The organism is Psychrobacter sp. ANT_H59, from assembly GCF_008369225.1.
Classification (GTDB): domain Bacteria; phylum Pseudomonadota; class Gammaproteobacteria; order Pseudomonadales; family Moraxellaceae; genus Psychrobacter; species Psychrobacter cryohalolentis.
Genome location: NZ_VOBE01000006.1, coordinates 1 through 20,663 on the forward strand (window position 1 = coordinate 1; position 20,663 = coordinate 20,663).

16 protein-coding genes, 2 tRNA genes and 1 rRNA gene are annotated in these 20,663 nt (G+C 42.4%); 9 read left to right on the forward strand and 10 right to left on the reverse strand.

Annotated elements, in window-relative coordinates:
* The first annotated feature begins 4 nt into the window (after positions 1-4).
* The 6 genes from rrf (at position 5) to FQ083_RS10245 (ending at position 3,204) form a co-directional block, all read left to right on the forward strand.
* A 5S ribosomal RNA gene (rrf, locus tag FQ083_RS10220) occupies positions 5-118 on the forward strand.
* A 141-nt stretch (positions 119-259) separates the two neighbouring features.
* A complete protein-coding gene (locus FQ083_RS10225; RefSeq protein ID WP_149409766.1) occupies positions 260-799 on the forward strand; it encodes a hypothetical protein in 540 nt (179 codons plus the stop codon).
* A gap of 91 nt (positions 800-890) precedes the next feature.
* Positions 891-1,427, forward strand: a complete 537-nt coding sequence (locus tag FQ083_RS10230) for a hypothetical protein (RefSeq protein WP_149409767.1) — start codon at positions 891-893, stop codon at positions 1,425-1,427.
* 123 nt (positions 1,428-1,550) lie between these two features.
* Positions 1,551-1,961, forward strand: coding sequence for an OsmC family protein (locus FQ083_RS10235; protein ID WP_149409768.1), 411 nt, complete (start codon positions 1,551-1,553; stop codon positions 1,959-1,961).
* Positions 1,962-2,013: 52 nt separating this feature from the next.
* On the forward strand, positions 2,014-2,478 hold the full coding sequence (locus tag FQ083_RS10240) for a flavodoxin family protein (protein ID WP_149409769.1): 465 nt from the start codon (positions 2,014-2,016) through the stop codon (positions 2,476-2,478).
* Between the two features lie 72 nt (positions 2,479-2,550).
* Entirely contained in the window at positions 2,551-3,204 is a 654-nt protein-coding gene (locus FQ083_RS10245) for a DUF938 domain-containing protein (protein WP_149409770.1), read from the forward strand.
* Between the two features lie 239 nt (positions 3,205-3,443).
* On the opposite strand, the gene FQ083_RS10250 is transcribed toward FQ083_RS10245, so the two are convergent.
* Positions 3,444-4,241 (reverse strand): dienelactone hydrolase family protein, encoded by a 798-nt coding sequence (locus tag FQ083_RS10250; protein WP_149409771.1) that lies wholly within the window; start codon positions 4,239-4,241, stop codon positions 3,444-3,446.
* A gap of 445 nt (positions 4,242-4,686) precedes the next feature.
* On the opposite strand from FQ083_RS10250, the gene FQ083_RS10255 reads away from it, so the two are divergent.
* A complete protein-coding gene (locus FQ083_RS10255) occupies positions 4,687-6,774 on the forward strand; it encodes a catalase (protein ID WP_149409772.1) in 2,088 nt (695 codons plus the stop codon).
* A gap of 424 nt (positions 6,775-7,198) precedes the next feature.
* Positions 7,199-7,981, forward strand: coding sequence for an MBL fold metallo-hydrolase (locus FQ083_RS10260; RefSeq protein ID WP_149409773.1), 783 nt, complete (start codon positions 7,199-7,201; stop codon positions 7,979-7,981).
* 56 nt (positions 7,982-8,037) lie between these two features.
* Here the strand turns inward: FQ083_RS10260 and FQ083_RS10265 are convergent.
* The 7 genes from FQ083_RS10265 to leuS all read right to left on the reverse strand — a co-directional run bounded on the left by FQ083_RS10265 (position 8,038) and on the right by leuS (position 17,089).
* Positions 8,038-8,113: transfer RNA gene (locus FQ083_RS10265), tRNA-Lys, on the reverse strand.
* Positions 8,114-8,332: 219 nt separating this feature from the next.
* Positions 8,333-8,408: transfer RNA gene (locus tag FQ083_RS10270), tRNA-Lys, on the reverse strand.
* A gap of 340 nt (positions 8,409-8,748) precedes the next feature.
* On the reverse strand, positions 8,749-10,698 hold the full coding sequence (locus FQ083_RS10275) for a MacB family efflux pump subunit (protein ID WP_262881107.1): 1,950 nt from the start codon (positions 10,696-10,698) through the stop codon (positions 8,749-8,751).
* A gap of 192 nt (positions 10,699-10,890) precedes the next feature.
* Positions 10,891-12,231, reverse strand: a complete 1,341-nt coding sequence (locus FQ083_RS10280) for an efflux RND transporter periplasmic adaptor subunit (RefSeq protein ID WP_149409775.1) — start codon at positions 12,229-12,231, stop codon at positions 10,891-10,893.
* A gap of 235 nt (positions 12,232-12,466) precedes the next feature.
* On the reverse strand, positions 12,467-13,543 hold the full coding sequence (gene holA / locus FQ083_RS10285) for a DNA polymerase III subunit delta (RefSeq protein ID WP_149409776.1): 1,077 nt from the start codon (positions 13,541-13,543) through the stop codon (positions 12,467-12,469).
* 73 nt (positions 13,544-13,616) lie between these two features.
* Positions 13,617-14,276, reverse strand: coding sequence for a hypothetical protein (locus FQ083_RS10290; RefSeq protein WP_149409777.1), 660 nt, complete (start codon positions 14,274-14,276; stop codon positions 13,617-13,619).
* Between the two features lie 113 nt (positions 14,277-14,389).
* Complete coding sequence (gene leuS, locus FQ083_RS10295) at positions 14,390-17,089, reverse strand: leucine--tRNA ligase (RefSeq protein ID WP_410477367.1); 2,700 nt, start codon at positions 17,087-17,089, stop codon at positions 14,390-14,392.
* Positions 17,090-17,314: 225 nt separating this feature from the next.
* Between leuS and FQ083_RS10300 the strand changes: the two genes are divergently transcribed.
* On the forward strand, positions 17,315-17,668 hold the full coding sequence (locus FQ083_RS10300) for an arsenate reductase (RefSeq protein ID WP_149409779.1): 354 nt from the start codon (positions 17,315-17,317) through the stop codon (positions 17,666-17,668).
* A 77-nt stretch (positions 17,669-17,745) separates the two neighbouring features.
* Here the strand turns inward: FQ083_RS10300 and argB are convergent, their stop codons facing one another.
* Both argB and FQ083_RS10310 read right to left on the reverse strand, forming a co-directional pair.
* Positions 17,746-18,657, reverse strand: coding sequence for an acetylglutamate kinase (gene argB / locus FQ083_RS10305; protein ID WP_149409780.1), 912 nt, complete (start codon positions 18,655-18,657; stop codon positions 17,746-17,748).
* 100 nt (positions 18,658-18,757) lie between these two features.
* Positions 18,758-20,572 carry a phosphomannomutase gene (locus FQ083_RS10310; protein WP_149409781.1) on the reverse strand — a complete coding sequence of 605 codons (1,815 nt, stop codon included), beginning with the start codon at positions 20,570-20,572 and terminating at the stop codon, positions 18,758-18,760.
* Positions 20,573-20,663 lie beyond the last annotated feature (91 nt).

Here is a 20,663-nt window from a genome sequence, read left to right on the forward strand (position 1 = left end):
CTTTGCTGACGACAATAGCACGATGGAACCACCTGATCCCTTCCCGAACTCAGAAGTGAAACATCGTCGCGCCAATGGTAGTGTGGTTCGCCCATGTGAGAGTAGGTCATCGTCAGCTCTCTATTCTAGATAAACCCCCAACGTTAATTCGTTGGGGGTTTTCTTTTGCCTGACGTTTGGGGTAAGCTTGGTTCTGACTTGATTTAATAAGCTTTTTGCTGTATCAGTTATTATGACACTAGAGCTATGAGGAAGTATTGTGATACACGAAAGTTACTATTGGAAGCAACCTCTTTTAGAAAGCGCTATAAAATTTAAAGAGTATCGAGCTCTTGAAGGAATTGACGAAGAAAGATATGTGAAAATTGAACAAGGCGTTTTTATTGGTTTCTATTCGATTAGGAAATTATTAGAGTCAGATACTAAAATTACAGATAGCCTTAAAAATCAAAAGTATGATTTAGATTTTTTTTCTCATATAGGGAACAATGTTGCATGGTTAAATAATCATAAGATTGATGAGATCTACAACTTTGACAAGCCTCAGTCAGAAAAGCGGCATTTGTGGTTCATTGCAAGTAGAGTTATACATAGTTTTATCTTCAATCTTTGCATAAACCAAGATGGTGGATTCGATGGTATTCTTTTCACTTCCGATATTGATAAAAACAAAAAGCTGTATATGCTATCGTTAGATCAACTAATAAAAATCTTTGAAGTTGTTGGTAACGATCATGTCGTAAAGATAGAGTATAAAAAATGTCCTGAAACTGGAAAAGAATTTACGATTACTACTTAGTTGTGAAAAATGTTCAAAACGTGAAAAATTCAGATGTTCTTTCTCTAATGAATATATCACTTAGCTCGTTATTATAGTAAAGAGGAAATATATGCTCAAGTCTTTCACAGTAAATGATATCAAAGAGCTTGAACGGCTTGAGCAAAAATTGTATGAATCAATGGACAAGGCTTTATTTCAGATTAGATCTGAAATTACATCAAATTCATCACAAATGCTCTTCTCGAAGATGAAGTTTGGCGGTATAGGTTTTGACCCTTTAAATTCTAAACGTGGACTTAATATAATTGAACAGATTAACCAGTCATTCACTTATCTAGCATCATTCTATGCATTGGAAGTTCTATTTATTGAATACCCAGAACTGGCTCCATTCCGACTTAATCTTGGAACTGCTCCAGGTTCTGACATAGAATCCGAATGTGGGGAACTAGCTGCTGAAGTGTTTGCTGCAGTGGCTCCAACAAGTAATCAAAAGCTTAAAAAAGATATAAACAAAGTGTTAGAGACTAACACTAGATTAAAATTCGTATTTTTCATGTGCCCCAACTTTGAGTTAGGTCGCCAACCTCAATATGAAAGAGATGATGTGATTGTGTGGGCATTAAAAGGTGCAAATACGTTATAACTATTAATAAAAGTATTTAAGCCTAAAATTATACGTGTAGACTAATAAATATAAAGTACTTATGATCTTCCAATATCCTATTCAAAACCTTGTAAAGAAAGGTAGCCTATCAAAGAGAAATCTATGAATACTTCAAAAGTGACCTACCAAGGTAATTTGCGCACCCAAGCCATTCATCTACAGTCAAATAATCAAATCATTACCGACGCGCCTACTGACAATCACGGTAAGGGTGAAGCATTTTCACCGACTGATTTATTGGCGACCAGCTTAGCCAGTTGCATATTGACGATTATCGGGATCAAAGCTCGTGATATGGATATTGATATCACGGGAACCACTGCCGAAGTGACTAAAATCATGGCAGCTGATCCAAGACGCGTTAGTGAAGTGCATATTGCCATTACTTTTAATCAACAATTAGATGACAAGACGCAAAAGATATTCTATAACACTGCGCTGACTTGTCCGGTTGCGAAAAGTATCCATCCTGATATCATTCAAAAAGTGACTATTAATGCTAAGAACTACTGATTCCAAAAATTGCTAATTCCAAAAACCAGTAACCTCTATAACGGTGATTAATATGGCTAGCAAAACTTTGCTTATCGTCGCTCATGCACCATCGCCTAATACCAAAAAATTAGCACAAGCGGCTTACGATGGTGCCAATCATCCTGATGTAGATATTAATGTCATATTGAAGTCGCCACAAGATACCCAGCCTGAAGATGTGCTGGCTGCTGATGCGCTACTACTAGGTACTACTGAGAACTTGGCTTATATGGCTGGACTGACCAAGGACTTCTTTGATCGCTGTTATTATCCGGTGTTAGACAAGAAACAAGGTATGCCATTTGCCTTATATATTCGTGCAGGTCATGATGGTACGGGCACCAAGCTTGTGCTGAAGACGATTACCACTGGTCTGCATTGGGAATGGATCCAAGAAGCGCTAATACTGCAAGGCGATTGGCAAGAGGCTTTTACTGAACAAGTCGAAGAGCTTGCGATGACGCTGGCAGCTGGAGTAGAGGCGGGTATTTATTAGTTTTTAATGCTTTGTTTGTAGTCATTATTCCTATCAAAGTTGTGACAGTGTAGACCTATAAGGATATTAGCAGTGTTTAATAATGATTTAGATAATAGCCAATCTATTGCTCCTGTTGGTGTGCCGTTTTCTCAAGCCTGTGAAAATAATAAGCAGCCGATTTTAGAAATTTTACAGCAAGAGTTGCAAAAATTTACTCATGTATTAGAAGTGGGTTCAGGGACGGGTCAGCATAGCGTATATTTCGCGTCAAGATTAGCCCATTTAACATGGCAGACCAGTGACGTGTTAGCGCATCATGCGACTATTAATGCTTGGCATGCTGCTTATCCTGCACCCAATCTATATGCACCGTTTACTTTTGATTTGGCAGTTGATCCATTACCGATGAGTCTTGCTAGCAATCAGCCCTATGATGCGGTATTTACTGCCAATACCCTACATATCATCTCGTGGTCATTGGTGGAAAAGTTGTTTGAGTTAGTAGGTGAGGCTTTACCTATCAATGGAAAGTTGATCGTTTATGGACCATTTAATGAAAATGGACATTATACCAGCGCGGGTAATCAGCAATTTGATATCAGTCTGCAACAACGCGACCCAAAGAGCGGCATTCGTCATTTAGAAGACATAATAGCTTTGGCAAAAACACATCATCTAAAACTATCTGATAAATATACGATGCCAGCTAATAACCAGCTATTGGTATTTCAAAAAATTAGATAACGAATCTTTGGCATAAAAAGACCTCTTAATCGATCGTTATAAGATCTTGATTGAGAGGTCTTTTTTTATATCTATAATTGATCCCAAATAAAAAAGATGCGTTATATTGCAACGCGGAACAGGTACAAATATTTCTGGCGTGCTGTGCCTACGCCGACAGAGCCTGCGAAAAATTTATTCCCATTCCGCAGTATCGTTTTAATACTGAATTTACTATATTTAAATTATATACAGTCAAATTATTTATAGGCTTCTGCTAAAAAATCTAAATAACGTTTCCAAGAACGCTCATCAGCACGGGCATCATATCTATCGCTTCCGAACACACTAAAGGCATGTGGCGCACCACTATAGGTTAGCATCTCATGTGGAACTTTTGCCGCTTCTAACGTCTTACCCAAAGTGGCAAAGCTTTCAAGGGAGACGGATTCATCCGCAGAGCCATGAAATACCAATATCTCGCCAGTCGTCTTATCATAACTTTGACCTATTGGGGTGTCAAAGGCACCATGGAAAGGGACAAACGCTTTTTGTGGGAATCCTGAGCGTGCTAACTCTAAAGCAACTGTACCGCCAAAACAATAGCCCATCGTCACGCCTGTGCGTGCATCATTGCCTTGCACTTGACCAGCGTTCAACGCGCCTTGAAGTAGGCGGCGCATTTTGCTGCGATCGTCATATAGTGCACCGGTTAAGCGTTTATTGTCTTCAATAGTCGTCGGGCGGATACCTTGCCCAAACATATCAGCAGCCAGTACGTTATAGCCCTCACTTGCCAACATATCAGCGCGCTTGCGCTCATAATCTGTTAGCCCATCCCAATCATGAATCAGCAATATAAATGGCGCATTGGGTTTATCTGCTTTGGCGTAATAGCCCTCATAGGGTTGATTATCTACTGTATAAGTGACATTTTTAGTGGTAATCGCTGCCGCTGTTTGGCTAAGTAGTAGTGCTGTTAAGCCTACAGAGGCGCTGTACAATAATTTTTCGCCGTAGCGCTTAGATGGTTTAATAGAAGTGGATGTGAATGTCATGGGTAGCCTCATTATTTTAGTTAAAAAATCTCAGTGAAAGACAGCGTATTTCGAAACCGATCCACCCTTTTAACCCTAATGAGCAGACACCTATTACAGGATAGCGTAAAGAATAACGACATAACAACGCTATATTGTTAAAAATAATAGACGTTATCATTGTTTGTAAGCTTAACTAATGCCTGATTTTCTTAACCAAATATCAACACGCTTAACCATATAGTTGACATACCTGAGCAAAATTTTTGAGTAAGATAATTGTTGAGCTCAGCATTGCTATCTTAAGAGTGCCTGAATCAGTTTTTATCTTTAACCGTGCTACAACACAGAAAATAAACGGACATTTGAAGTCGCCACTATCGCTACGGATATAAAAACTGTGTTAGCGCTTATTAAATGGTCTAGTTATAGTCCATTTTTACTCATCAGCTAGCTAGGATATTTTATGAATAAGAATATTGATCATACCGACCCCGCTAAAGACATGAATATGGAACGTGGCAATGGTGGTGAAACCCATCAACGTGCAGGTGATGACACCAAAGTACTTACCACCCAACAGGGTGTACCAATTTCGGACAATCAAAACTCACTCAAAGCAGGACCGCGCGGTCCAACGCTATTAGAGGATTTTGTCTTACGTGAAAAGATCCATCACTTTGACCATGAGCGTATTCCTGAGCGTATTGTGCATGCGCGTGGTAGTGCCGCACACGGTTATTTTGAGCTGACCGAATCATTAGAAGAATATACCACGGCTAAAATTTTGACTGAGACTGGCAAACAAACGCCACTATTTACGCGTTTTTCAACTGTTGCCGGTAGTAAAGGCTCAAAAGATACACCGCGTGATGTACGTGGCTTTTCAGTAAAAGTTTATACCGAAGAAGGCAACTGGGATTTGGTCGGTAATGACATGCCGATTTTCTTTATCCAAGATGCAATGAAATTCCCAGACCTTGTTCATGCAGTCAAACCTGAACCTGATCGTGGTTTTCCGCAAGCGGCGTCCGCACATGATACCTTTTGGGATTTTGTATCATTAAGTCCTGAAACCATGCACAATTTGATTTGGCTAATGAGTGATCGTGGGATACCACGTAGCTTACGCATGATTGAAGGTTTTGGTATTCATAGTTATCGCCTAATTAATAAAGAAGGCAAAAGTACCTTTATGCGTTTCCACTGGAAACCAGTGCTTGGCGTACAATCAACGACATGGGATGAAGCGGTAAAAATCTCTGGTGCCGATCCTGATTATCATCGCCGCGATTTATTTGAATCGATTAATAACGGTGATTTCCCTGAATGGGAGTTTGGCGTGCAATTATTCACGGAAGAAGAAGCGAATGACTTTCCGTTCGATCATTTAGATGCGACCAAGCTGATTCCAGAAGAAATGGTGCCCGTTAAAATCGTTGGTAAAATGGTACTAAATCGTTATCCTGATAATTTCTTTGCTGAAACAGAGCAAGTGGCTTTCTGTCCATCGCATGTACCGCCGGGTATTGATTTTAGTAATGATCCCTTATTACAAGGTCGTCTGTTCAGCTACTTGGACACTCAGTTATCGCGTTTAGGCTCACCGAATTTCGCACAAATTCCAATCAATGCACCAAAATGTCCGTTTGCTAATAATCAGCAAGATGGTCATATGCAGATGCAAGTGCCAAAAACGCGCGTGCTTTATGAGCCACAAAGTCTTGATCCAACCAGACCACGTGAGAGTGTGAAGAAAGGCTTTGCGTCTTTTGCTGAGACGCTAGATGATGGTGTTAAAGGTCGCGTGCGCGCTGAGAGCTTCGCGGATCATTATAGTCAGCCACGTATGTTCTATCGCAGCCAAACGACAGTTGAACAAGCACATATTGCCTCAGCCTATGCTTTTGAGCTAGGTAAAGTAGATACAGCGCATGTCCGTAGTCGTACGCTTAGTCATCTACGTAATATCGATGAAGATTTGGCAAGTCGCGTGGCAAAAGCGTTGGGTATGGAGCTGCCGGAAGCTGCTGAATCTGCCGCACCTATTCAAGATATGGAAATCTCTCCAGCCGTAAGAACGATTGGTCTGTCACCTAAGAGCTTAAAGGGTCGCATGATTGGTATTTTGGTAGCGGAAGGCTCAAAGCATAGTGAAGTAGAAAAATACGAGAAGGCAGCGCAAGCGCAAGGTGCCAGTGTCAAAATTATTGCACCGAATAAAGAAGTCAAATTGGACGATGATACCATCATACAAGCTGATGAGCGTGTAGCAGGGGGTCCATCCGTGATGTTTGATGCCGTGGTTAGTATCATCATGCCTGACCAAGCTAAGAAGTTGGCTAAAGACAGTGCTACGTTAGATTGGTTCACGGATGCTTATGTACACTGTAAAGCGATTTCTTATTGCGGGGCAACGGACGAGTTTATTTTAAGTAAGCTGCCGATTGAAAAAGATGCGTTCGTCACGCCACTATCTGATGTGGACGTCTTTATTGAAAATGCCAAATCGCGCTTATGGGAACGTGAGCCAAAGGTTCGTGACTTAGCTTAATTTGGCTTCATATATTCTTATTTAAATCTCCAACAATGAACTCAGCCACTGTGCTGGGTTTTTTTATGAGAATTTTTTATTCTTCAGCCTAAATAATTTTTAGTCACAAGCGTTCACTGAATATTACTTCTAAACCTTTATTGAACGTTATAATCATCAATCATATTGCTTAATAACATCAAGAATACGGCAATGAATAAGCTGGTCAAATATAGCCTTTGCTTTCATATAATGAATTCAGTATTAAAACGATACAGTAGTACTGGGATAAATTTTACGCAGCCTCTGTCGGCTTAGGCACAGCAAGCCAGAAAAATTTATACCAGTATTGCCTTGGAATATAACGAATCTGTTTTATTTAGAATTAACTAGATATGGATATTTAAATGGCTAATATAAGCGTTATATTAGATAAAGGGATATTATGAGTTTAGTAGATATCGTTGCGATAGAGGGATATATTCAGACAACGTATATGGCGGTTTATCCTGACAAGTTATTATTGTTAGATTCAGGGTGTCGATGTGATGTCGATAAGATTTTAGCGTATATCACCGACACTCTGAAACGTCCAGTTGAGCAACTTAAGACAGTCATGGTCACGCATATGCATCCCGATCATGCGGGCGGCGCTAAGCTGTTGCAGCAAAAAACCGGCTGTCAGATAGTTACCGCAATGTCCGACAAGCCTTGGTATCATGGTGTTTTGGGTAGAATTGCCCATCTGAATGATTTGGGATTGACTTATTATGTCGCCAGTCGCCAAAATAAGTCTATGACCAACGTCTGGTACCACCCCATTTTAAAAGCGGATATCACTGTTGAAGATGGTGACCGTGTGCCAAATTTTGACGATTGGATCGTATTGGAGACGCCAGGGCATACCGATCGGGACTTGTCTTTATGGCATCCGCAAAGCAAGCAGGCGTATACCGCCGATCTCATATTAATCATCAAAAATAGATTTGTCTCGCCTTACTTAATTACTTTACCTGACGCTTATCGCGCGTCATTGGACAAGGTAAAAGCACTGCAACCAGATACTTTATTACTGGCGCATGATAAAAGAGTTAAGCTTAGCGATAAAGACTTTGAAAAATTGATAGAACGGGCACCGAATGAACCACGCAAAACAACGTTACAAAATGGTTTTAAGCTCATGCTTGCACAAGTTAAATTTGCTCGTAAAAGAGTAGATACCCCTTAATCAAATAATACAAACAAAAAAAAGCCCAATCAATAGATGATTGGGCTTTTTGAATATGGTGGGCCGACCGCGACTCGAACGCGGGACCAATTGATTAAAAGTCAACTGCTCTACCAACTGAGCTATCGGCCCTGAGCGAGGATAAAACGAAGCACTGCTTCGTCTGAGCGCAAGAGAATTTACATTTTCGTAAATTCTAAAAACTCAGCATCCAAACTAGGTTTGCATTTACTGCAAGATAAATTTCCTTAAAGGGAAATTTATTAAAACAAGACATCAAAAAGGATGTCTTTAAACTTATTACACTACTACCGGATAGGGTAGTATATATAATAAGGGTAATACTAAAGATGGTGGGCCGACCGCGACTCGAACGCGGGACCAATTGATTAAAAGTCAACTGCTCTACCAACTGAGCTATCGGCCCTGAAGAGTGTATAAAAAAAGCACTGCTTTTTTAACTCTACAAGTGAAAATTCTTTTAAGGGAATTTTCGGTAAGCTTAAGGTCTTTATTTATTGACTACTCAATATCAAAAGAGGCATCAAACTCGTTTCACATTTAGATAATTTGTATCTCTAAACGTGAGAGCACATTATATATATAATTAAGACAAATACAACCCCGAATCAGCAAAAAAGTTAAAAATCTTAGATAATAATGAATGTTTTTTAACTTTGACTCTTATTTGGCTATCGAGTCACCTATTATCGCGGATAGTTTGTTATTTTAAAAATGATGTTTGAAAATTTTTGCTTAAAATCTTACTAATCTCTAGAGAGCGCTTCAACAGGATCTAATTTGGCAGCATTACGCGCTGGCAAGAATCCAAATACTACGCCAATTAACGTCGAACAAACAAAAGCGGCAATAATAGAGGTTGATGAATAGATAACTTTGAAATTATCACCACCCACGCTATTAATCAGCTCACCAATGGCAAAGGCCAGCCCAATGCCAATCAGTCCCCCTAAGATACAGACTAGAACGGCCTCGATGAGGAACTGCTGCATGATATCGCTTTGACGTGCACCTACTGCCATGCGCACGCCAATCTCGTTAGTGCGCTCGGTGACAGAGACGAGCATAATGTTCATGACACCAATACCACCAACGATCAATGAGATAACAGCAACCGATGAGATGAGCAGTGTCATAGTACCTGTAGTTGATTCAATGGTCTGACGAATAGAATCTGAGTTAATAATATTAAAATCATCTTTACCATGGCGACCTTCTATTATGTCGGAAATAGCTGACTCAGCTACACTAGATGAGACACTATCATCTAACAGTGCTATAAAACTATCAATATTTGCACTACCAGTTATACGTGACATCACAGTGGTATAAGGCATATATATGGCGGGTGTCGTGCTACTTGGTCCAAAGCCACTGTCGCTGGCTTCAAGGACGCCAACCACGCGTCCAGGCACACTACCGATGAGTATGACTTCTCCGATAGGGTTATCTATATCTGCAAAAAAAGCACTCTTGGCATTGTCATCGATAATGATATCTTGACTGCGAAGGTCGATACTTTGCGAATCGAAACCTTGACCTAATGCCAGCGTCTCACCAGTGACCTCTAGATAATACTCACCAACACCATTGATGGTCGAGTCTTCCTGCACGCTGCCATAGCGTACACTAGAGCTGGTATTGACTTGAGGGCTCACATTGGTCACATACGGTTGACTGCTGACCGCTTCTGCATCTTCTGGTGTGAGGTTATCGTCATTATATTTACGTCGCGGGTCGCCTCTAGGGTAGCCGTCGTTCACTGTTATAGTATTGGTTCCTAGCGAGCTAATATTTGCGAGAATTTGCTGCTGAGAGCCTTGACCAAGACCGACGATAGACACAACCGCAGCGATACCGATGATAATGCCTAACATAGTCAGCAAGGTGCGCATCTTGTGTGCACGCATGGCAAGTAATGACATCTTAAAAGCTTCGAGCAAACGATCCACAAAACTTCCGAAGGCGCTTTTACGATGTCCACCGAGGATAGATGCTGGTTGTTGTGTTGTTGGTTTGTAATGCTCAGTTTTGTAATCTGCAATGACATAGCCATCTTTTAACTCAATAACCCGTTCGGCTTGGGCGGCAAGTTTGGGATCATGAGTGACCATGATAATGGTATGACCTTTAGCATTTAGGTCATGTAAAATCGCCATCACATCTTCGCCAGACTTGCTGTCAAGCGCACCGGTTGGCTCATCCGCTAAGATAACGTCGCCACCATTCATCAAGGCGCGGGCGACAGAAACACGCTGCTGTTGCCCGCCCGAAAGCTGATTGGGGCGGTTATTAACTTTATTACCCAAACCTAAATCAGTTAGCAGCTTTTCGGCGCGGTTCAGCCGGGCTTCAGTATTCATACCCGCATATACGGCAGGGACGGCGACATTGTCTTTAGCGCTGATATCACCAAGCAGGTGGTAGCGCTGAAAAATAAAGCCAAAGTGCTCACGGCGTAACTCAGCCAGTTCATCTGCCTCTAGTTTGTTTGCTGATTGACCATAAATCTTATATTCACCTGCTGTCGCCTGATCTAAGCAACCCAAGATATTCATCAAGGTGGACTTACCAGAGCCAGATTGCCCGATAATCGCGACCATTTCACCTTGGTGAATCGTCAGATTGATATCATGCAATACGCGAATAGTTTGCTCGCCGGCAGCAAACTCTCGAATAATACCCGACAGCTCCATAATGGGCTTGTCAGCGGTAGATGTAGTGTTATTCGGTGAGTTAGTTTCTATCGAAGCGCTAGTGCTGTCGGTCGGCTGTTTAGCAGATTGAGATATAGTCATAGCAATGTCTTTAATCAAAGATAGTGAGTGTCGTGATGAAAGGGCTAATATTTTTAAGCCCTTTTATCGTTAACATAGTCAAAGAATTAGTTACCTCCTTGGAGTAGCACCAGGTATACGAGTACGACCACCACCGTTACCTGAAGTGTTGGCACTACCTTCGCCGATGATAACCTGCTCACCTTCTTTCAAGCCACTTAAAATCTGCGCATTTACTCGATTATCAATTCCTACTTCTACTGTACGAGGCTCTACGGTACCGTCATCACTTAGTACCCGTACAATATTATTGGTTTTGGCTTGTCCATCTGCCTTATTTTTGGCAGGTCTTTCTTTTACTGCCGCTGATGGCACAAGTAGCGCATCTTTGGCTTGGTCAATGATGATATAAATCTGCGCGGTCATATCAATTCGGAACAAGCGGTCAGGGTTCGGTACTTCTACGTAGCCGACATAATAGATAGCAGCGTCCGTTGAGCTGGTACTACTGATTTGCTCTGGAGCAGGCTCGATAGCAGTCAACGTCGCATCATATTTTTGGTCGGGATTGCCAATGATATTAAAATAGACTGGCAAGCCTGCTTTGACGTTAATGACGTCGGCTTCAGAGATTTGCGCATTGATACGCACGGTGGATAAATCGGCTAAGGTGACGATGGTTGGTGCGGTTTGATTGGCATTGACGGTCGACCCTTGCTCAGTGGTCACAGATACCACCGTCCCTGATATCGGTGCACGAATGGTGGTATAGCTTAAATCTTCCTGCGCAGTGCTGACGTTGGTTTGAGATTTACGTAATGCAGCCTGTTGGCTATTGATATTCGCCTCGGTGGTCGCTATTGCGGCTTTTGCTGTCTCGATGGCAGCACGGGCATTAGCGACCGATGCCTGAGCGGTAGCAACCTTTGTCGCTTGCGTATCATAATCCTGCTGCGATATCGCATCGATAGCCAGTAAGCCTTGTAGGCGCGAGAAATCTGCCTGTGCTTGTTTGAGCTCAGCTTGACGGCTGGCAAGATCGGCATAGGCACTTTTCAGACTGGCTTGTTTGCTTAACGATTCTGCTTGCGCACTTTGTAGTGCGGCTTCGCTTTGTTCAAGGCTTGCTTGCTCATTACTTAAACTGTTCTTTTGCGTCACTTGATCAATTTGTGCAATTAAATCGCCTTTTTGCACCTCATCACCGACTTCAACGAATAGCCGCGTCACTTCACCAGATACCTGCGCACCGACGTCGACGGTATTCAGCGCTTTAACTTTACCCGATGCCATGACGTTATTTTCGATATCGCCAATCTCAGCAGTCGCTGTCAGATAGTTGGGTGTGGCTTCTTTGGGTTTTAAGGTTTTATAGGCTAAAAGCCCTAAAGCAATGATGACGAGGGCAATAATGCCCCATTTAATAGCGGACTTTTTGCTGATTTTGCGCATGACGACAATCCAATAACAATAATATCAAATGTAAGTATAGTAGAGACTCTAGGAACAAAAGGGAATGGCAATTAGTTTGCGAAAGGTTAAGAAGAAATATTGAGGCAGGTTTTGCAGAAGAGATTTGGATTTGTGCAGGAAGTTTATCGTTGAAAAAGCAAGTTAAGAAATAATATCGTTCCTAGAGGTATTATTGGTTACTGACTGATAAATAACTAAGAATTCATCACTTTGGTTATTTAGTAGGGAACAAACGTTTTCCTGATAACTCTAACGCAGCTTGTAGTAATAGCTCCCATGCTGGCTGGATGATAAGACCTTTAATTGCCTGATCACAGCGATAAAGCAGGGCAGGCCACGCTGCTGTTTGCGCCTTTGACTGACGACGACAGGCTTGCTGATATAAGCCTTGTTTACTGCGCCAAATACCTAGGGCTTGCGGATCTTGTCCATCCATCAGTTGCATGATTTGTCGCATGTCTTTACTGATTGCCCATAATACTAAGGTTGTTGGCTCATCCGTGGCTTTGAGCTGAAATATGATTTTAGCGACTTGGGCACTATTGCCAGCAAGCATCGCATCGGACAAATCAAACACGCTAAACTGCGCATCGCTGACTAATGCCGCTTGTAAGTCATTAATATCTAGTGCGACCTGTGATAGGTGCAGGCTAGAGTTTGTAGTTTCTTGAATGGCAGCATCATTATTTGCCATGAGTTGTGGGGCAAACAAATAAGATAAGCGCCATAAGGTTTGATAGGCACTGAGCAAATGATGTTCAGTATGTGACATGAGTAGCTGCCACGCTTCTTGCGATAGCTTTAAGCCAAACTGCTGCGCTTGTATCTGCAATAACTGCTGACGCTGCTGCTCATTATACAAATTACAGTCGATGACGCGACCATATTGCGCAAATGGCGTGAACCACTTGCTGCTCTGAGCGCGTTTGTCTTGTTTTGGGGTCAACCATAATAAGCTATGACTGTGGCTGCCTGCTTGAGCGTCCTGTGCAAAGCGTTCAAGTTCTGTAATGACTGCCTTATCAGGTTTATGGTTGCCTGTGACAATCAAGGCACTGGCATCATCAAATAAAGACTGGCTGCCAAGCTCTGACAATACTTCTTGCCAGCTCTTAACTGATACCAGCTCAATACGCTTAGTGGCGTAATTCTGCGCGCGCCAATGTGGACGCAGCGCATCGATGAGCCATTGACTTAATAATGGCTCATCACCATGTGCTAGCCACAAGCCTGCTACAGCAACTGAGGATCGCTGTAGCTTTGGATAAGCTTGTATAAAAGTATCTTGCATAAAAGGCTGACGCACACAAAGTTGTGAATAAAAAAGCAAAGCCAAAAAATTGCTAAGCTACATTTGAGCTATATTAAGGTTTGGGTACAAGAATCGCTGTAGCGCCTGTACCTTTACCGATTTGCGCAGAAGTAGTGGCGCTGGCAGGTGTTACCTTTGGCAATGCAATCGCGACATATTGATCGGTGATACGTCTTGCTAAACTGTCATAAAGCCATTCACGAATTTGATCACCTTGCTGATCGTCGGTGCTCACTGACGCTTCGTTATACTGATAGCTACGTTCAACTTGAATCGGATTACTGAGCGTTACAGGCTTACCATTATCTATGCTTTGATAGCTAACATCGGCTGATATCACTAAGCGAATTTCTGTTAATACGCCGACCAATTCATAACGCTTAAAACGTACGTTATTGACAGTAATCGCAGCGATGGTTTCAGCGCCTACGTTTTGATTGTTACTAGCGACATCAGTCAGTGTCATGTTAGTAATGACATCAACACCCAATGCCTCAAGGCGCTTTGTGAGCGGCAGCTTCAGTGGGAATGCAGTGCGAATGTCTTCGATAATTACCGCGGTCTTCGCCACATCAAACAGCATGGGCGCATCATAACCGCGTAGTTGAAAGCCGCAGCCACTAAGACTGGCAGTCGCCCCAACGATGGCAAGCATTGGCAGAGATGCAAGTAATACGGTCGCTAGTTTCTGTCTATTCGACTTATTAGGCATGGGCTTTTTCCCTTACATGTTGTTTGATATGACGGCATAGCATGGTGCTTATCCGTCATAATTGCTATTCTTATTATGATAAGAAAACCTAAAACATCTGCGTTTAATTATCTCTAGCCAGCAACCACGATATTAACCAGTTTATTAGGTACGACGATCTCTTTTTTGATATCACCGGTCAGGAACTTTGCCACACCTTCAATCGCCCGTGCCTGTGCTTTTAGCTGCTCAGGGTCGCTATTAGGTGCCACATCCATTTTGCCGCGCATTTTTCCATTGACCTGAATCACCATGGTAATCATATCTTGTACCAGTGCGCGCTCGTCTACCGCAGGGTAATTTAGGGTGACAGTATCAAGCCCTAATTGCTCAAGTAAATGCTCGCCAATGTGCGGCGCATATACCGACAGCATAATCAATAAATCAGTCAAGGCTTCGTGCTGGACTTGCAGATCTTGTTCGCTATTAGCTTTAAAGTTACTAAGCTCATTAGCAAGCTCCATTAGACTAGAAACTGGCGTATTGAGTGCTAGACGTTTACCCAAGTCACTATCAATCTTGCCAATAGTTTCATGCGTCTTACGGCGCAAGGCTTTAGCTTCTTTGCTTAAGCTATCCGTATTTAAAGTATTACTATTGAGCGACTCAAGACTTAAGTTGGCATAAGTTAACGCTTGGATATGCTCAGAAGCAATGCGCCATACTTTTTTAACAAAGTTATAAGGGCCTTTTAGCGCATCATCTGACCATTCAAGTGTTTGGTCGGCAGGCGCAGTAAATAAGGTATAAAGACGAACGGTATCCGCGCCATATTTATCGATGGTTATCTGTGGATCGACGCCATTATTTTTTGACTTAGACATTTTTTCGATTTTGCCAATCGTTACCGGCTGTCCATCTGATTTAAGGATGGCTTTAATCGGCTGACCGCGCTCGTTAAAGTCAATATCGATGTCTTTAGTAAAGTAATAAGTGGTACTGCCATCAGCATTGACGCGGTAGAAAGTACCCGCAAGTACCATGCCTTGAGTCATCAAATTGGCAAATGGCTCATCGCCTGATACCAAGTTTTCATCACGCATGAGCTTGTGGAAGAAGCGCGCATAAAGCAGATGCATCACCGCATGCTCGACACCACCGATATATTGGTCAACTGGCAACCATTTATTGGCGGCAGATTTATTGACCATATTGGTTGTATCGTGTGGGCTAGCAAAGCGCGCGTAATACCAGCTTGATTCAACAAAAGTATCGAAGGTATCGGTTTCGCGCTCAGCAGGATTGCCACATTTAGGACAAGTCGTATTGACAAATTCTGGGATGTTTTTTAGTGGATTGCCACGACCGTCAGGGACGACGTCAGTTGGCAAGACAACCGGCAAGTCTTGTTCTTCAACGGGCACCGTACCGCAATGCTCACAGTTGACCATTGGAATAGGGCAGCCCCAATAGCGCTGGCGTGAGACACCCCAATCACGTAAACGGTATTGAATTTTTTTCTTAGCAAGAGATTGCGGTTCAAGCTTAGCAAGCATGGCTTCAAAGGCTTGGTCAAAGTCCATACCATCAAACTCGCCTGAGTTGACTAAGGTATTGCGTTCGGTATAAGCACGATTGTCATTACCTTCTTCTGCATCATCGAAATAGCCTGCAGGAATCTCAATCACTTGTTTAATAGGCAAATTGTATTTGGTTGCAAACTCGTAGTCGCGCTCATCGTGAGCAGGTACTGCCATTACCGCACCTGAGCCATAGCTCATAAGTACATAGTTGGCAACCCATACTGGCACTTCTTCGCCAGTTAGTGGGTGAGTGACGGTAAGACCAGTATCCATACCGATTTTTTCGGCTTTAGCCAAATCAGCTTCAGCGACTGAGCCTTTCTTACAAAGGGCGCAAAACTCTGCAATCGCTTTATTATTCTCGGAGGCATATTGCGCTAGAGGATGCTCTGCGGCCACTGCCACATAAGTGACACCCATCAAGGTATCAGGGCGAGTGGTAAAGACGTCTAAGCTATTGCTTTGACCAGCCAGCTCATAAGGGAAATGCACTTCCATACCTGAGCTACGACCAATCCAATTGCGCTGCATAGTAATCACTTCAGAGGGCCAATGACCCTCTAGCTGATCCAAATCATCAAGCAGCTCATCAGCATAATCAGTGATATTAAAATAATACATCGGAATATCACGCTTTTCGACCATAGCGCCACTACGCCAGCCTTTACCATCGATGACTTGCTCATTGGCTAGGACCGTGTTATCAATCGGATCCCAGTTGACGGTTGCAAGCTTTTTATAAACCAGACCTTTTTTATATAACTGCAAAAACAACCACTGCTCCCACTGATAATATTCAGGGCTACAAGTGGCAAATTCACGTGACCAATCAATAGACAAGCCAAGCAATTTTAGCTGGGCACGCATACTGTCAATGTTCTCAAACGTCCACTTGGCAGGCGGCGTCTGATTAGCAATCGCGGCGTTTTCTGCTGGCAAGCCAAAACCATCCCAACCCATTGGCTGCATGACTTCATAACCTTTGAGGCGATAATAACGGCTCAGCACATCAGAGATGGTATAGTTACGCACGTGACCCATATGCAGCTTGCCGCTTGGGTACGGGAACATAGACAGCATATAACGGCTTGGCTTATCGCTTGGCTCATTACTTACTTCAAAACGCTTGTCAGTTGCCCATTTGGCTTGCTGCTGCGCTTCGATAATTTGCGGCTGATATTGGCTATTGTCGATAGAATTATTATTAGTATGGTTAGTATTAGCAGTTTCTGCTGTCACGGCGTTGCTCATAGTTGGCTCGGAATTGGTTATTACAGATAAATGGGGTAAAATTTTATAATGCCATAGCATAGCGTAATTTGGCGAAAATTGCGACGATATGATGCCGCCTTTAATTGATTACTCATGGCTTTTCGGCTTATATTCGCCGCTTGCCGATATCCAAATTTGACATGCGCTAGCTTCAGGCATTATTTGAGTATAATAAACAGTAACGTTCATTGAAGAGGAGATTTTATGACCATCACTATTTACGGTATCAAATCTTGTAGTACCATGAAAAAGGCATTTACTAAGCTTGATGATTTGGGCATCAGCTATGATTTTCATGATTATAAAAAACAAGGTATCGATAAAGATAGCGTTCAGCGTTGGGTCGACGAGCTTGGTATTGATAAAGTATTAAACAAGCGTGGCACCACATGGCGTAAGCTAGAAGATGCTCAAAAGCAAGCGGCGGATAGTGATGTGGATAAAGCCATTGACTTACTTATTGAAAATACTAGTATGATTAAGCGTCCGATTGTAGAGGGTCAGTCAGTCTTGCTGTGCGGTTATGATGAAGCTGAGTTCGATACAAATTTTACTTAAAGAAAGCTGTCCTGTGAATTAAAAAGCCCGAGCTTAAATAGTAAGATCGGGCTTTTTTTAATAGGTGATTGTAGCGGTTAGTTTGAGAGTAAATCCAAGTCGCGACTGATTAGCGTACCGACACCTTCGTTGGTGAAAATCTCCAATAGCGTCGCATGAGGTACGCGGCCATCGACGATAACGGCACTTTTTACGCCGCTACGAACCGCATCAAGCGCACACTGAATTTTAGGAATCATGCCGCCTGAAATTGTACCATCTTCAATTAAGCTATCTACAGTCTTAGGTGTCAATCCAGTGACTACCTCGCCATCACGTCCTAATACCCCTTTGATATTGGTGAGTAGCATGAGCTTCTCTGCCTGCAAGAATTCGGCGACTTTACCAGCGACCAAATCGGCATTGATATTATAAGTATTGCCTTCTTCATCGACGCCAAGAGGGGCGATAACAGGAATAAAGTCAGAAGCAATCAGCATATTAATCACGTCTTTATTGACGCTAACCACATCCCCGACAAAGCCCAAATCTACTGGTACAGCAACACCATCTACGCCGATTTTTTCCATCATCAATTTTTTAGCCAAGATTAAGTTGGCATCTTTACCCGTCAAACCGATGGCGCAGCCGCCATGTTTATTGATTAAGCTCACAATCGATTTATTAACATTGCCGCCAAGTACCATCTCGACGATATCCATGGTGTCCTTGTCAGTAACGCGCATCCCATCGATACGGTCTGAGTGCCGCCCAAGCTCTTTTAATAAATTATCCACTTGTGGACCGCCACCATGTACGACCACCGGATGCATACCAACAGTTTTGAGTAGGACGATATCTCGGGCAAATGAGCTTTCAAGCGCAGGATCGGTCATGGCATTGCCGCCGTATTTGACCACAATGATTTTATCGACGAAGCGTTGAATATAGGGCAGGGCGGTGGTCAAGACTTCAGCAGTAATTTTGGCTTCATCTAAATTCAAGGTCATTATAAACTCCTAAAATACGGTGTTAAGCGATTGGTTGTTGTTATAAAAAGTCATAAATAACAAAGTTACATTTGTGATAAAAAATAGTTTTGATAACTGACTACTGAGGGGAGATAGCTACAATCTGCGCAGCTAGATTTTCATCAAAAGGAAAGCATAGCGCGGCAAATTTTGCTTGAATATCTTGTAGGTGTGCCATGCTGTCTCCTGCAAAGCGCGCGGTTAAATTGTGACTGGTATTTGATTGACGCAGTACGCCAAAACCATGGGCGAAATCCAGACGCACGCCATCAATACAGCTCAGAGTTGTACCTATTGGCAATAAGTCTTTGGCTTGCTCTATGCTAATAGGGAGGTTTTTTATAGAGCAACTACAAAGCGTCCGCTGACAAGTACTGAGTACTTGATATTCAGCCTGAGTAGGCAGTGGAGCGGTTACTTTCATGAGTTGTTGTAAATACACGCATAGCCGAGTTAGCTGCTCAATGATTGAGCAATCGGTTGACGCACTTACTGGCAGCGGTAAATAATGATCGGCAGTACTGACAATGTTTGGTAATTGATAGATGATATTAGCAAGATTTGTTGTAGGATTTAGACTATTTGAGTTATCAGCTGCCAGCCAATGCAACAGTCTCAAAGCTGCATATATGGCATCATCATAGATAATAAAGCGACTGTCGTTAAAGATAAAATGCCCCGATAACTCTCCAGCAAATACGATTTGCCCAGCAGAGTCCTGCATCTGTTGGCGCATTAGACTACTGCCAGTTTTGCTGATGATAGGTTCTGCGCCAAGCTCAGTCAGTAGCTTCGGCAAATGATGCGAACATTTAATATCAAAGAGAATTTGCGGCGGAGATTGCAACTGGGTACAAGCGACTGGCCGCTCAGTCAATATCACCTTTGCTAATAAGTAGAGCAAGTAATCGGGTGTGACTACCTTGCCTGTATTATCGACGATCATTAGTCGGTCGCCATCACCGTCAAAGGCGATACCTATATCTGCCTGATGATTAATTACGCTTTGCTGCAACTGTTTGAGCCGATGTGGTTCAGTAGGATCGGGATTGCCAGCAGGGAAATCTCCGTTTGGGACGTTATTAAGCATGATGACACTTTGGCAATATCGCTCAAATAATTGCTGAGCGATATGACTGGTCGCACCATGCATACAATCGATAACAACCACCAAATCTAGCTTGGTAAGAAATGATTGGTTATCATGCGGATAGAGTGCTTTGAACACTTGCATAATAGCATCGATATAATGCGCTGCTACTTGCTCAGGCGATAAAGACATTTGCTGATTGCTAATAGGGTTATCCACTACATGTCGTGGAGTGCTTAACGCTTTATAGCCTTTTTGATTGTCTTCTTTAACAATCACTTTTTGAAAATCAGTAGTTTTAAAACCGTCTTCTTGCAAGCAGCCTTTATAGAAGTTACTTTTTTCAAGCATGCTATTGCCTAAAGAACGTTCAATTAACTGCTGATGAATAACTTGCTGGTAAAGCGTCTGAATGTCTTCGCTGCTAGGGGATTGATGGTTGACCAACCATTTAACACCTAAAACATCTCTCGCAGAATGACTGGCAGTTACGATAATGCCATGTCCCTGATATTGCTCTGCCCAAAATACCATCATAGGCGTGGTAATCAGTCCCAACTGGATAACTTGTAAGCCACATTCGCTCAATGTATTAGCAAGTCTGTAAGCAATGACATCGCTATCACGACGTACATCATAGCCAATCACAACGATATTTTTTTTGTTATCACTGTCTTGTTGAACGTGATAAAGATGCGCAAAAGCGTAGCCTAAGGCTTGTATAAAGTCAGTGGTGAAATGCTGGCGCGAACCGCGAATATCATAGGCACGAAATAAGGAGTGCTGCGCAGCAAAAAACGGCATCTTTTACTTCCTTATTATCGTGATAAATATGAATGATAAATAAATCGCTGATAGTTTTTTATACAGCTTAGGTTATGCGATTTAGACTATA